General features: G+C 68.5%; 11 protein-coding genes. 6 read left to right on the top strand and 5 right to left on the bottom strand.

The window, feature by feature from the left end:
- The first annotated feature begins 113 nt into the window (after positions 1–113).
- Positions 114–809 (top strand): XRE family transcriptional regulator, encoded by a 696-nt coding sequence (locus ACUTAG_RS11850; protein ID WP_053497387.1) that lies wholly within the window; start codon positions 114–116, stop codon positions 807–809.
- A gap of 52 nt (positions 810–861) precedes the next feature.
- Here the strand turns inward: ACUTAG_RS11850 and ACUTAG_RS11855 are convergent, their stop codons facing one another.
- From ACUTAG_RS11855 to ACUTAG_RS11865, 3 genes are all read right to left on the bottom strand, one after another.
- Positions 862–2319 carry a DUF1254 domain-containing protein gene (locus ACUTAG_RS11855; RefSeq protein ID WP_054470655.1) on the bottom strand — a complete coding sequence of 486 codons (1458 nt, stop codon included), beginning with the start codon at positions 2317–2319 and terminating at the stop codon, positions 862–864.
- Between the two features lie 187 nt (positions 2320–2506).
- Positions 2507–3055 (bottom strand): ureidoglycolate lyase, encoded by a 549-nt coding sequence (locus ACUTAG_RS11860; protein WP_148317305.1) that lies wholly within the window; start codon positions 3053–3055, stop codon positions 2507–2509.
- The gene (locus ACUTAG_RS11865; RefSeq protein ID WP_006385684.1) at positions 3052–3291 is read right to left on the bottom strand and encodes an Arm DNA-binding domain-containing protein; all 240 of its coding nucleotides are present in this window, start codon (positions 3289–3291) and stop codon (positions 3052–3054) included. The genes ACUTAG_RS11860 and ACUTAG_RS11865 overlap by 4 nt, the downstream gene beginning before the upstream one ends.
- A gap of 146 nt (positions 3292–3437) precedes the next feature.
- Between ACUTAG_RS11865 and ACUTAG_RS11870 the strand changes: the two genes are divergently transcribed.
- Positions 3438–3818 carry a cupin domain-containing protein gene (locus ACUTAG_RS11870; RefSeq protein ID WP_054486043.1) on the top strand — a complete coding sequence of 127 codons (381 nt, stop codon included), beginning with the start codon at positions 3438–3440 and terminating at the stop codon, positions 3816–3818.
- A 55-nt stretch (positions 3819–3873) separates the two neighbouring features.
- On the opposite strand, the gene ACUTAG_RS11875 is transcribed toward ACUTAG_RS11870, so the two are convergent.
- Together ACUTAG_RS11875 and ACUTAG_RS11880 are read right to left on the bottom strand one after the other, a co-directional pair.
- Entirely contained in the window at positions 3874–5124 is a 1251-nt protein-coding gene (locus ACUTAG_RS11875; protein WP_054486044.1) for an MFS transporter, read from the bottom strand.
- A gap of 84 nt (positions 5125–5208) precedes the next feature.
- Positions 5209–6630, bottom strand: coding sequence for a sensor histidine kinase (locus ACUTAG_RS11880; protein WP_060720657.1), 1422 nt, complete (start codon positions 6628–6630; stop codon positions 5209–5211).
- A gap of 65 nt (positions 6631–6695) precedes the next feature.
- Here ACUTAG_RS11880 and ACUTAG_RS11885 point away from each other — a divergent pair, with 65 nt between their 5' ends.
- From ACUTAG_RS11885 to ACUTAG_RS11900, 4 genes are all read left to right on the top strand, one after another.
- The gene (locus ACUTAG_RS11885) at positions 6696–7334 is read left to right on the top strand and encodes a response regulator (RefSeq protein WP_020926150.1); all 639 of its coding nucleotides are present in this window, start codon (positions 6696–6698) and stop codon (positions 7332–7334) included.
- 275 nt (positions 7335–7609) lie between these two features.
- Positions 7610–8188: an RNA polymerase sigma factor gene (locus tag ACUTAG_RS11890; protein WP_020926149.1), complete on the top strand. Its 579-nt coding sequence runs from the start codon at positions 7610–7612 to the stop codon at positions 8186–8188.
- A gap of 202 nt (positions 8189–8390) precedes the next feature.
- Positions 8391–11492, top strand: a complete 3102-nt coding sequence (locus ACUTAG_RS11895; protein ID WP_148317307.1) for a WG repeat-containing protein — start codon at positions 8391–8393, stop codon at positions 11490–11492.
- Complete coding sequence (locus ACUTAG_RS11900; protein WP_148317309.1) at positions 11489–14365, top strand: WG repeat-containing protein; 2877 nt, start codon at positions 11489–11491, stop codon at positions 14363–14365. Before ACUTAG_RS11895 ends, ACUTAG_RS11900 begins: the two co-directional genes overlap by 4 nt.
- Positions 14366–14391: the final 26 nt, after the last annotated feature.

The following is a 14391-nucleotide window of genomic DNA, read 5'->3' on the forward strand; positions in this document are numbered from 1 at the left end:
GTCTGATAACAACACACGTTTTAGGTGATCCATGAGTAGAATTCTACAAATGTATAATCGTCATTTCAACACTTGTTGTTGCACAATTTTCCACAACTGTTTAGCGTCCTATCATGGCTCTCGGAAAACAAATCAGGCACTATCGCGCCGCGCTCGGCCTCACCCTCGAACAACTCGAAGCGCGCACCGGTGTGGGCGTGGGCACCATCGCCGCCCTTGAAGGGCGCGACAGCGAACGCTCCAAGTACGCCTCGCGCCTGGCGGCGGGGCTGGGGCTGACGCTGGAACAACTGCTGGACGAATCCGCGCAATATCCGCCGGACGTCGTGCTGGCCGATACCGGCGGGGCGTCGCGCGCGGACGACGGCGCGGCTGGCGACCTGCGCATTCCGCGCTTCGACACGGGCGGCGCCATGGGCGCGGGGGTGGAACTGCGCGACCAGCCTGGCGTGATCCAGAGCCTGCGCGTCAGCCAGGAATGGCTACACAAGAACCTGCGGCACTACACCGCCGCCGCCAACCTGTGCGTGGTGACCGGTTTTGGCGACAGCATGCGGCCCATGTACAACCCCGGCGATCCCCTGCTGGTGGACCTGGGCGTGGTCAAGGCCGACGTGGATGGCGTGTTCTTCTTTCGCGTCGGCAACGAAGGCTTCATCAAGCGCCTGCAACGCATTCCCAGCGCCCGCGGCCTGCTGATCCGCGCGAAATCCGAGAACACCAAATACGATGCCTGGGACATCACCGAAGACATGGACCTGCAGATTTTCGGGCGCGTGCTGAAGGTCTGGCGCAGCGAGGATCTGTGACGCGCCGCCCGCACGTGCGGCCCGCGAGCCGCGCAGCGGCGCGGCCTATGCCCTATGAACCGGCGCGCTGCACCTGCGGCGTTTGCCAGCTGCCGTCCAGCAACCCTGGCTTGGGCCAGTAGTAGCGCAAGGCCAGCATGAAGGGGCCGGCCGGCGCCGGCAACCAGTTGGCCTGGCCGCCCTTGGCCGGCGCCTGATGCTGGATGCGCAGCGTCAGTCCGCCATCGCGATCGCGCTTGAGCGCGGGCAACATCGTCGAATCGATCACGTAGCGCTGGATGGGGTTGGCCACGACCGATTGCCCCGGCAGCCGGTAAAGCGTGACCGACCAGAAGGCGTTGACCGGCGGCAGGGCGCGCGGCGCGAACCGCAGCGTGTAGGCCTGGGCGCCATCCAGCGGCAGGCCCGCCATGTCGGTGGCCAGCACCGTCGACAGCGATTCTTCGCGGCTGTCGGTGCCCAGGCCGACCTGGGCGCCCGTGGCGCGCGCCAGGTAGTCATTGCGCAATGTCCGGCGATCGCCGAACAAGGTATCGGTCCGGCCGGCCAGCGCCACGCGATGCTTGTCGATGTCGTTCTGGCCGTCATGCATGCCCTCCTGCATGACCTGCCGCAGGCGCGGCGGCATGGCGTCGGTCACCGCTTGCGCGTCCGGGCGGATGCGCAGGCTGTCCAGGCGCTTGCGCAAGGTCTTTTCGCTGTGCGCCACCGGCGCGAATTGCAGCAGGAAGCCCAGCTGGTTGTAGAACTCGAGCGAACTGCGCATCTGCGTGGGCGGCTCGGGCTTGATCCACTGCACCGCCGCGGGCGCCGGTGGCGCGGCCTTCTTCAGGTACGCGGACAGCGGCTGGATCCGGTAGCCGGCCTGGATGCGCTTGACGTTGGCGATGTCCGACTGCGCGAATCGCTGGGTGCGGCCGCTGACGCTGACCAGGTCGGTCTCGGCCCGGATCACCTGGGCGAATCCCTTCGGCGGGGCGCCCTTCCAGCGCGGGCCGGCCACCAGGAACCGACCGCCGCCGTTGCCGGTGGCACGACTGCCGATGTAGGCAAAGTTGTAGCCATACAGGTCCGTCAGCTGCAACGCGAAATAGCGCCTGGACTCCATCGGCGGCACGCTGATGACGACCGGTTCGGCCCGCAGGTCGAGCACGGCCGAGGACGCGGGCGCATCGACATTGGGCGCGGCGGTCGCGTTGTCGTCGGGCGTGACGGCCGGCGCGGCGTGGCTGAAGGTATTGAACGGGCCTTTGTATTGCGCGCCGCCCTGGTCGATGTTGGTGGAATAGATGGCCTGGTAGCGGGCCACCATGGGGTAGCCGTACAGGTAGGCTTCCTTGGCGATGCGACGCGCTTCGGGCGCCGACACGCCATCGATGCCGACGAATTGCGATCCCGTGGCCGCATCCGGCGAGGTGAAGCTGCAGCCGCTCACGCTGGCGGCCAGCGCCAATGCGGCAAGGCCACGGACATAAGGGGAAGATCCGGCGCCGACGGGGCGTATGCGCATTCCATGCTCCAACAGGGGGAGGCGTTGGCAACGCCCGAATGGCGGCAGCGTCGCGGACAGGACAAACAGGCGCTGAAATTCTGGCACATTTCGCAACCGTAGTGAAACCGCGGAACGATGACAGCGTCGCCCCCAGGCCCGCGCCACGGTCCGGCCCGCCTTGGCGAGCGGGCGCACCGCGCGGAAGTCAGTCCTGCGAATGCGGGACGTCCAGCCGGCAAGCGGGGATCGCCGCGATCGCGCTTTCACTGGCGGCGGCGTCGGTCGTCAGGTGCTGGATCAGGTCCAGCGTGGTCGAGCGGCGGGTCAGCATCAGGCAGGTGACCTGCGCGTCCGTCACGCGCGTGGCATGCCAACAGCCGGGCCGCATGCAGACGCCCTGCCCCGGCTCCACGCGAAACGCCGCCAGCGTGGCCAGATCCGGCGTGCCGTCGGCCGCGCTGCGCGCCACCACCTGGATGATGGCGCCGGTCAGGGGCACGATGGCCTGCTGCGTCAGCAGGTGTTTTTCGAGGCTGGCCACGTCGGCCGAAGCGCTGCGGTAGTTCACCCACAACACTTGCGCATCGCCACCAGCGCCCGTGTTGAACACATGTTCCTGCCAGAAGTCGGTGGCGTCGTTGCTGAACAGCGGCACGCCGTTGCCCAGGGGCATGGGCTTGCCCAACATCCAGCCGTAGGCGCTGAAGGCATCGGCGGTCAGATCGTGCACGGGCACTGCTGCGACGCGGGTCATGTCGGGTCCTTGCTGGAGCGGGAGGAAGCGGCGCGTCGGGGGAATTCGGCGTCGTAGTCGAAGTCGCCGCGCGCGATGGCGGCGAGGATGGCGTTGCGCCGCTCGGCGGCGCGCTTGAGGTTGGCGGCGGTGGGCTTGACGCGGATGCGTTCCACGCAGTGCCGGCCCTGGTAGAAGAAGCCGATCTCGATGGACGATTCGGATGCCGGCCGTACGCCGTCAAAGCCTGTGCTCATGCCGACATTGCGCCGGATGCGACCCGACGCCCCCTGGGAAAGTCCCGGATTATCGCAGCTTTTTTCGCCCCCGGACGCCGCGCGCCGCCGACACGGCCGCAACGCTGTTATAACGCGCGTATCGCCCCACCCACTGGAGACGCTCCATGCCGACCGACCTGTCTTCGCATTACGTTTTCCTGGATGCCGCCGGCAACGCCGCCACGGTGGCCGGCGGCGACGCGTTCTGGTCGCTGCCGCGCGACGAACTGCAACGCTATGGGGATGGCTGGCTGGTGTCGGAATACGCCTGCCCCGCGGACTGGTCGCAATGGGAAATGCATCCCCAGGCCGACGAGATCGTGCGCCTGATGTCCGGCAGCGCCGAACTGCAGCTGGAGTGGCCGACCGGCATCCAGGCGGTTCACCTGCGGGCGGGCGACGCCTACGTGATACCCAAGGGCGCCTGGCACACGCTCAAGGTGACGGAGTCCTGTCGCATACTGCACATCACCATGGGCGCGGGCACGCAGCATCGGCCGTTGTAGCCACGCCCGCCCTTTGCGGGATCGCGCCGGGCGCCGGCTCGCATCGCGCCCTGGCTCAGCCGGCCGCCACGGCGGCCCCGACGCGCGGCAACTGGCGATCATCGATGGGCCAATGCAGCGCCGCCGACAGGACGCCCAGCGCCATCGCCCCTACCCAGATCAGGTCATAGGAATGGGTGGCCTCGTACACCAGCCCGCCCAGCCAGACGCCGAGAAACGACCCCACCTGGTGGCCGAAGAAGACGAAGCCGAACAGCGTCGTGATGTAGCGCACGCCGAAGACCTGCGCGATCAGGCCGTTGGTGAGCGGCACGGTGCCCAGCCAGACGAAGCCCATGACAGCCGCGAACACGTAGACCGAGCCAGCCGACAACGGCAACAGGAAGAACAGCGCCATGGCGGCGGTGCGCAGCAGATAGATGCCCGCCAGCAGGTATTTACGGCGGTGATGCACGCCCAGGATGCCGCAGACGTAGGTGCCGGCGACATTGGCGAGCGCGATGATGGCCAGCGCGGCGACGGCATCCGCCGCCCGCATGCCTTTGTCCATCAGGTACGCCGGCAGGTGCGTGCCGATGAACGCCAGCTGGAAGCCACAGGCCAGGAAGCCCAGGTTCAGCAGCCAGAAGCCCGGCTGGGCAAACGCCTGCCGGATCGCGGCGCCCAGCGGCTGGTCATCCGGCGCCGCGCCGCCGCCCGGGGCCTGGCGCGCCGTTTCCTTCAGCGGCCATGCCAGTGGCACGACCACGGCCAGCACCACCGCGAAGATCAGCAGCGCATCGACCCAGCCGCGGCTGCCGATCAACCACTGCGCCGCGGGCACCATGGTGAACTGCCCCAGTCCGCCGACCGCGCCCGCCACGCCCAGCGCCCAGCCGCGGCGCTCGGGCGGCACCAGGCGGCTGAGGGCGCCGTAGATCACCGCGAATGCCGTGCCCGACAAAGCGATGCCGATACAGACGCCGGCGCTCAGCATGAAGGCGGTGACCGTGCCGGCATGCGCCATCCCGGCAAGCCCCAGGGCATAGCATGCGAGTCCTCCCAGTATCACCTTGGCCGAGCCATGGCGGTCGGCGATCATGCCGGTGAACGGCTGCACCACGCCCCACGTCAGGTTCTGCACCGCCATGGCCATGGCGAAGGTCTCGCGCGACCAGCCTCGCTCCATGGTGACCGGCAGCAGGAACAGGCCCTGCACGTGCCGCACACCCAGCGCCAGCCCCATGACGACGCCGCCGGCCAATACCATGAGCCACAGATTGCGCGACGCGCGGGAACGATCGGACGGCGAAACGGCGACGGACATGGCGAACCCCTGGCGTGAAGGCGGATCCCGCGCGGGCGGGCGGTTGACGCTATTACAGGGGCGGCGCGGCCGCCGTTCAACTGATTAATTTTCGCCGGCTGCATGCGCCGGGGGAATGCCAGCCGGCAGCCACAGCGAGAAGACCGACCCCTTGCCGGGCGTCGACCGCAGCGTGATTTCGCCATGCAGCAGGCCTGCCAGGCGGCGCACGATGGCCAGCCCCAGTCCCAGGCCCTGCCCGGCAGGCGGCGAGGCTGGCGCGCCGGCGCCGCGGGTGAACTCGGTGAAAACGGCTTCCTGCAACTCGGGGGCGATCCCCACGCCGGTGTCCCAGACCTGGATCAGTACGCCGCCGCGCCGTCGGCGGGCCGACAGCAGCACGCCCCCCTTGGGCGTGTACGACAGGGCATTGGTGAGCAGGTTGTCGAGGATGCGGCGCAGCAAGGCCGGATCGGTGTCCAGGGCCAGGGAGGTGGGCGCGACCGACAGCCGCAAGCCGCGCGCGCGGGCCAGCGATGCGAAATCCAGGCGGATGTCGTCGAACAGCTGATCGAGATCGACGGTGCGCCCCTCGATCCGCAACAGATGCGCATCCATGCGCGAAACGTCCAGCAATCCATCCAGCAGGCGGTTCAGGCTGTCGAGCACGGTCTGCTGGCGCCGCGCGACGTGCAGCGCGTCCTGCGCCGTGACGTTGCCGCTCTCGGCGCGGCTGGCCAGGATGTCGGTGAACATGCCCAGCGCATGCACCGGCTGGCGCAAGTCGTGACCGGCGGCGGCCAGGAAGCGGGTCTTGGCGCGGTCGGCCGCGGCCACGCGGTCGCGTTCGAGCTCCAGGCTCCGGACCAGCGCCGTGTTTTCGAAGCGCAGCGCCACGGTGGTCTTGAGACTGCGATAGGTGACCGCGCTGAAATACAGGTTCACCAGCAACAGGCAGACGCCGAAGGCGGCATACACCAGGTGCAGGCCATCGGCCGCCGCCACGCAGGCCAGGATGAAGGGCGCCACCATGCCCAATGCCGAGCCGGCGTAGGCGGGCGGATAGGCCGACAAGGACGGCACCGCGCCGCTGCACATGCCGGCCAGCATCACACAGCCGAAGGCCAGCATCATGTCCTGCCCCGACAGCACGGCGACCAGCCCCGCCAGGCCCCATAACAGGCCCGACGTCCAGGAAAGCAGGCAGAAACCCCGGATCCATGGCCGCAGCGGACCGGGCCCGCGCCGCAGGAAACGATGGCAGACCAGGACCCGCGCCAGGGTCAGCGCGTACACGACGGCGATCCACGACGCCAGCAGCCAATCCGGGGCGGCGTTGCGCATGACGTAGACGACAGGCAGCGCCACGGCGAAATTGGCGAACAGCACGCCATAAGATTGCTTGTACAGCAGCGTGGCCAGCTCGGTCGCGACGGCATCGGCAACCGGCGCGGGCGAGGGAGGACCCGCGGGAGGCGCGGCGGACCCCGGCGGGCGGGGCGGAGAGAGCGCGGCGGGGGCGGTCATGCGCCTGGATCGGTCCCTATAATGATGCATCATTCTGACACAAGCTTCGGCGCCCCATCCGCCCCATGACCCTGCCCTTCCCGCCCCCCCTGTTACGCGTCCTGCTGGCCGACGACCACGGCATCGTGCGCGAGGGCCTGAAGATGGTGCTGCAACAGGCTCCCGCCATGATCGGCTCGATCGACGAGGCGGCCACGGGCGAGCAGGTGCTGGCATTGCTGGCGGCGCATGGCGCCGACGTGCTGGTGCTGGACCTGGGCATGCCAGGGGTGGCCGGTTCCGGCTGGGTGCGCGCGCTGCGTGATCGGCATCCGGCGCTGCACATCATGGTGCTCACCGCCAATACCGACGCGCGCAGCCGCCAGGCGATCCTGGAGGCCGGCGCGGACGCCTACCTGGCCAAGACCGGCAGTTCGCATGAGCTGATGGCCGCGATCCAGCGGCTGCACCAGGATCCCGCGGACCGGCCGGTGCGCGCCCGGCCGAACCACACGCCCGCGCCGGCCGACACCCTGACGCGGCGCGAACAACAGGTGCTGGCGCTGGCGGCGCAAGGCGCCACCGCCGCGCAGATCGGCGCGGCGCTGCACATCAGCCCGCTGACCGCGCGCAAGCATCGCGAAAACCTCATGCGCAAGCTGTCGCTGCACAGCACCGCCGAACTGGTGGCCTACGCGGTCCGCCTGGGCTTGCCCAGCGCCTGACCCGCACAGCGCGCTCGCGCCGCCTGCCCGCCGCCTCCACGCCCCTGCCGACGCCGAAAAAATACGGCACGCGCCGTATTTGCTACCGAATCTTCCAAACGTAGACTGGTTTTGCAGCATTTCGCCTTCTCCTTCCGCAAGGGGCCATGGGGGATCGCGGGGGCTGCACAGAACTCCCCGACGCCTCTTCGTGCGCGGGCCGCCCGGGCTCCGCGCGGGATGGGTGCGCGCCCGCGCCAGGCGCCGGCCATGCCGGCGCACCGAGCATCCCGTCCATGAACAGCCGCACCGTCACCATGCACCCTGCTCCCCATTCCGTTCCCGTCGCCCCTGCCTGTGCGGACCCGGTCAGCCAACTGGTGCGGGAGGAATCGGAACGCCTGCGTCGCTTCGTGCAACGCCACGTGGGCAATGGTTCCGATGCCGATGAAATCACGCAGCAGGCCTTCGTGGAAATGTCATCCTGCTACGACCGCTTTCGCGGCGACAGCAAGGCGTCGACCTGGCTGTTCGGCATTGCCCGCAACCTGATCCGCAACCATCTGGCGCGCGCGCCTGATCGGCGCTACGCCTTCGTTGGCGAGGACGAACTGGTCGAGGAACACGATCCGCGGACAGACCCGCAAGCCTGCGTCGAGCTGCGGCAGACCCTCGGCATCCTGGACCGGTCGCTGGCCGCCATGCCGGCAGCCCTGAGCGAACTGCTGATCATGATCTGCGCCGATGAACTGTCATACGAAGAAGCCGCGGCGCAATTGAATCTGCCGGTCGGCACCGTGCGCAGCCGCCTGTCCCGGGCGCGCGCCCTGCTGCGCTCGCGCATGCGCCAGCAGGGGGCGTGGCTGGACGCGTAAGCAGACACGTAAGCACACACGGACGCCTTGTTAACGGTTCGTGCTTAATAGTTACATTTGCCGGTTTTTTGAGTGCTACTGCTGGTTACAGTGCTGCCTTCGTTCCTCTTCTGGCAGGCATTCCGACCATGCGGCACGTCCGGCTTCGCTTCTTCCGTCCTGTAACGTCCGCGCGCCTTCGCGCACAACACGCGCGCGCATCATGACGCGCGCGTTCGCCCTGCGGCCATTGGCGTTGGCCACGCTGCTGGCCAGCTTCGGCCCCCTGCCCGCCACGGCCGAATCGATCGCGGACTGGCAGCAGGATTGCGTCGGCCGCACGTACGCCATCAACCCCGACGTCAGCTGCAACCGGCCCTATGCCGAAGGGCTGGCCGCGGTGCTGACAGGCAAGGCCAGCGACCAGGCCGGGACCTGGGGCTACATCGACAAGCAAGGCCGCATGGTCATCACGCCGGCGTTCCAGGAAGCCGAGTCGTTCCAGAACGGCCTGGCCGCGGTGCAGCGCGATGGCCTGTGGGGCTATATCGATGCGCGCGGCAACTGGGTCATCAAGCCGCGCTTCACGCGGGCGTCCGGTTTCAACGCCGAAGGCACCGCGCTGGTCGAGGCGGAAGAACGCGACGTGTTGATCAACCGCCAGGGGCAAGTGCTCAAGACCTTCGAACTGGGCACCCGCTCGTGGGGCTTCGAGCCCGGCCAGAAACTCGCGGCGATGGAAATGCCGCAGCCGCCGCAGTTGTTCAACACCGCGACCGGACACGCCCTGACGCTGCCCGCCGACGTGATGACGCTGGCGCGGCCGGAATCGGGCTACCTGCCGGCGCAGCAGCGCAGTCTGCGCTACGGCGGCTGGTGGGGCCTGCTGGATGCCAATGGCCGCTGGGCCATCGCGCCCGATGTGCTGCGCTCGCAACAGGCGCCGCTGCGCGATGGCGACACGCTGGCCGTGTACCGCCGGGACGAGTGGGAATTCGTGCGCCCCGACGGTTCGCCGCTGACCGCCACCCGTTACGAAACCGTGCAGCGGGTCGTGCCGGGTTTGTGGCTGACCAAACCCCGGGGCAAGGCGCCCTTTGCCTTGCTGGACGCCGCCCTGAAGCCGCTCTACACCTTCACGCGCGACTACCTGAGCGTGGAGGAAGCCGATGGCTGGAAAGTGCTCGCCGATATCGACGCGGTGGTGCTGATAAACCCGGCGGGCAAGCACCAGGTGGTCCCGGCGGTTTTTGGCGATGTCAATGTCAACAACGGCCTGGCCTGGCTTCATGGCCAGGCGCCGTTCGATGCATCCGCGCGCGACGCGGCCGGGCCGACGAGCGAGGCCGATGCGGCGACCGAGGCTGATGCCGCAACCCAGGCCGATGCTGCGACCGCGGCCACTGCCGCGGCCGAGGCCGATGCCGCGATCGAAACCGCGGCCGCCGACACGGTGACCGCCCCGGCCAACATCGGCGTGGCCCAGGATCCGGCCCAGGTCGAAGCCGCCGCGCAGGCGGGGGCCGACGCCGCCGCCGCGGGTGCCGAAGCCGCCGCCGCGGCCGCGGACGCCGCCACCAGCGCGGACGCCGGCGGCAGGGATCCCGAAAGAACGCTGGTGCAGATCTACCGGCCCGACGGCACGCCGCTGCTGGATGCAGACACGGTAAAGCAGCTGCGGCAATACCAGGTCATGCCCTTCACCGCCAAGCCTGTCGGCGGCAGGTCCCGCAGCGCGCGGCAGGACGGCGATGGACTGCCGCTGGCCCTGCTGCGCCCGAAGGACTATACGCAGCCGAACGGCATCCTGACGCGCGCCGGCAAGATCGTTACCAATCCGGATTGGGACGACATGAACACCTATGGAGCCGTCGCGCCGCTGGTGGTACAGACCCGCGAACGCCGGTTCGGCACCATCGACGCCGAAGGCAACTGGGTCATGGAACCCCGTTACGCCGGCATTGGCGGCTTCAAGGGCGCCTATGCCTGGGCCCGCACGCCCGACATGACGCGGGGCAACGCGATCCTTATCGATACCCGCGGTACGGTGCAGAAGCTGCCGGCGCAGGTCGCGGCCAACGGCGAGAAGCTCGACGGCGATCTGCTCTACTACTACACGCTGGATGAACGGCGCCAGCGCCGCTGGGGCCTGTGGAACATCCGCGGCGCCAGCGTGGCCGTCAAGCCGTCGCTGGACCGCATCGACGATTTCGAGGACGACTGGGCCAAGGCGCAGGAAAACGATCGCTGGGGCGTCATCGACCGCCAAGGCAAATGGATCGTGCCCGCCACCTATTCCGGCAGCTACGACCTCGAATACCTGGGCAACGGCCACCTGCTGGCGCGCGAACCGAAAAGCGAGGAAGCCTCCGAGTACGGCGACAACTACCGCCTGATCAACCTGCGCACCGGCAAGCGCAGCGTGGTGCTGCACGACAAGCCGCAGGATCTCAAGCAGGGCCGTTACCTGGCGCAAGGCAAGGACGGCGCCACGCTGCTGTTCGACGCGCAAGGCGGCATGACCCGCCTGTTCGAAGGCAAACCCGATCGCCAGGAACAATATGGCGACTGGATCTATGTGCAATACCGCGCCAGCAACGGCGCGATCGATGCGCGCGGCAATCTCAAGGTTTCCGCCGGCACTGGCGAGTTCAACCCGTTCTTCGTCCAACCCGAAGGCCTGGCCCGCGTCTACGACGGCCAGCGCTACCGCGTGATGAACGAGAACGGCAAGGCGCTGCTGGAAAAGCTTGGCGACGGCACGCCGCTGGCGTCGATGAAGCGCGTGGTGTTCCGCGACCGCAAGAACTCGCAAAGCGTCATGACCGATCTGCAGGGCCGCGAGATCACGCGCTTCAAGGGGGAATTCACGATCGAGGAGCGCACCGCCAGCGAAGGCGTGGTGACCTACCGCGGCGACGGCGACCGCTATGGGTTCGTCAACGCCGATGGCAAGCGTATCGTCGGGCCGTACTTCAACCGTCTGGGCCCCCTGCGCGACGGGCTGGCCCTGGCCAGGCGCGACCAGCGCAGCGGCCAGTTGCTGGGCTATATCGATCTGACGGGCCGCTACGTGATCGCGCCTGAATTCGGCTGGGCCGACGACTTCCACGAAGGCCGCGCGCTGGTGCGGCGCGAAGGCCTGCTGGAGTTCATCGACAAGCGCGGCGCCACCACGGCGCTGTTCAGCGTCATGTGCGGCGAGGTCATCGTGATGGATGGGCAGGGCAAGCTGACCTGGCCACGCGAAAAGCTCACCTGCCCCGACGCCGCCGAAATGGAATACGCGCCCGCCCCCGAATCCGCCAAAGCAGAACAATCATGACCTCACGCGCGTTTCATGCCACCCGCATCGCCTGCGCCGTCGCCGCGCTCGGCGTTTCCCTGTCCGCCCAGGCGCAGTATCGATATGGCCAGGCCAACTGCGTCGACAGCCTGATGGATGCGGCCGCGGTCTACCGCGACCAGGACCAATACGGCCCCACCGGCTGCATCGGCACGCTGTCGGACGATCGCGCCGCCGTGCTGCTGCCATCCGCCCTGGAGCCGATCGACCGGGTCCCCATGGACCAATCCCTGCGCCGGCACGCCTGGGGTTTCGTCGATGGCAACGGCAGGCTGGCCATCAAGCCACAGTTCGAACGCGTGGGCGACTTCCACCACGGCCTGGCGGCGGTGCGCTGGCAAGGCAAGTGGGGGTACGTCGACGCCAAGGGCCGGATGGCGGTGCCGCCGCGCTACGACGCCGCCTTCAGTTTCGTCGAGAATGGGTTGGCGCTGGTGATGCGCGACGGCCAGTACCAACTGATCGATCGCAGCGGCGCGGCAGTCGGCGACGCGATCGATCCCAGCGTCGAAAGCGCGTGGTTGCACGAAGGGTCGCCAGCCAGGCTATCGGTCAGCTACCGCGAAGAATACCGCTCGCCCGATGGCGAACGGCGCTACGCCCGGGACGGCATCCGCATCCTGTCCCACTATGGCAAGGATCTGTTCATCGCGATCGACAACCACGGGATGTATGGCCTGCTCGACGCCAACTGGAACTGGCGCGTGGCGCCGAGTTTCAGCGACATCTCGCAACGCAAGGGCGACGCCGTGGCGCTGGCTATCGGCGAGGAGGAAGTCGTGCTGATCGACGCCGGCGGCGCACTGATCGGCGAAGGCCGGGGCTATCAGCGCATGACGCGCGTGGGCAACGCCTTCTGGAGCGCGCAGTTGCCGCGCAAGGGTTACGCCTTGCTGGATGCCTCGGGCAAGACACTGACGACGCTGACCCCGGAGGAAGCGCAGGCGTCGACGCTCCATGACGATACGCTGCTCTATCTGTCGGGCGACACGCTCAAGGCGTTCGTTCCCGGCCGTGCCGAGCCGGTAACGCTGGGCGCCGGCCTCCAGCCCGTGCAGGAGGAAGGCGGCTACCTGCTGTTGCACGATGCGGCCGGCCAGGTCGCCGGCTTGCTGACGCCCAAAGGCGTCTGGCTGCAGGGCGACAGCGCGCCGCCCTGGCTGGCGAAAGCCAGCCGGCTGACGCTGCGCCAGGGCAAGCTGTGGCTGTCGGACAAGGACGGCCAACTGCTCAACGCACTCGATGCCGACGGCCGCATGGTGCTGCAGCCCGAAGCGCTGCAAGCGGCGCAAGGCTCGCAATTGCAGGACATGCCGCTGGATGTGCCGGGCGGACCGCTCGGCCTGCTGGGCCAGGGCTATTGCCACTGCAACGACGGCGGCGCGGGCCTGCTGCTGGCCGATGGCGGCGTCGCCACCGACAAGGCCTGGAACGAGGTCGTGTCGCTCGATGGCGAGCGCGATGGCTACGCCTCCGACGACGACAACGCCGAAAAGCTCAGCGCCGACCAATTGCGTTTCGCCGCGCACACCAACGAGGGCGTGCTGTTGCTCGATGGCAGCGGCAAACCGATGGACTTGCCCATGCAGCAATACATCGGCGCCTTCCGGCAGGGCTATGCGCTGGTCTACGCCAAGGGCGTGACGCAGCTGATCGACCGCGCCGGCAAACGCTACGCGTTGCCGGATTATTTCGAGGCCGAAGTGGTCGCGCCCGGCCTGGTGCGCTACTTGAAGACCGCCGCCGAAGGCGATCCCTGGGGCCTGTACGATTTCCACGCCGGCAAGGAGGTGTCGGCCCCGGTGTTCCAGTTCATCGGCGGCTTCCGCGACGGCCAGGCGGCCGCCTCGCTCGGCCCCGGCAAGGTGGGCGTGATCGACCTCCAGGGCAAATGGGTCGTGCCGCCGCGCCACCACGACGTCAAGCGCGTCAGCGACAAACTGTGGCTGGTGCAGCAGCCCGGCCCGCAGGAGAACGAGTATCGTCGCCCCACCTCGCTGGTCAATCGCGACGGGCGCGCCCTGACGCCCTTCGAGCCGGGATTGGAGGCCTCGCGCGAAGCCAACGGCACGTTCCTGGCCTATAACGACAAGCAGCGCTGGGTGATCTCGCCCGACGCCTCCGATGCGCTCGATCTGCAGGACGCCAGCTACACCGCGATGGGCGACTGGCTCGCGGTCCGCCGCGCCGACCGGCACGGCTACGTGGACGGCCAGGGCCGCTGGCAGTTCGCGCCCGGCCCGGTGGCCGGCACGGCGTTCCAGGGCGCGCCGGCGCGGGCGCTGCTCAGCAGCGACGATGGCGCGCGCCTGATCGACACGCAAGGCAAGACCGTCGCCAGCCTGCCGGCCGGTGAATGGTACTGGCCCGCCGGCACGGACTGGCTGGTGCGGCGCCACGAACGACAGGGCATGCCGGCCACCTCCTATGTCGACACGGCCGGCAAGGTCCGCCTGACACTGGCCGGCAACGCCACGGCATTCTCGGAAGGCCAGGCGGTGGTCGCGCAGCCCAATGGCGGCATGCGCGCGGTCGACGAGAAGGGCGTGGCGAACGGGCCGACATTCGACTACCTGGGCGCCCGGCACGACGGCCTTTCGATCGCGCTGGTCGGCGATCAATATGGCTATGCGGACGGACAGGGCCGCATGGCGATCGCGCCGGCCTACCTGTGGGCTTCCGACTACACGAACCAGCGCGCCGTGGTGTCGACCCGAGAGCAGTCGATGATCCTGGACGCAAGCGGCGCCGTGCGGGCCCGTGTCGGCATGGAATGCGGCGTGCGCACGCTCTACGGGAGCTACGGCCAGCGGCTGTGGCCGTTGTCGCTGCCAAAGGGCTGCCGTCGGTGAGGAAATGCGCGTGAGCGCGGCGCGGG

It is taken from the genome of Achromobacter sp. CSND-B12, from assembly GCF_052906545.1.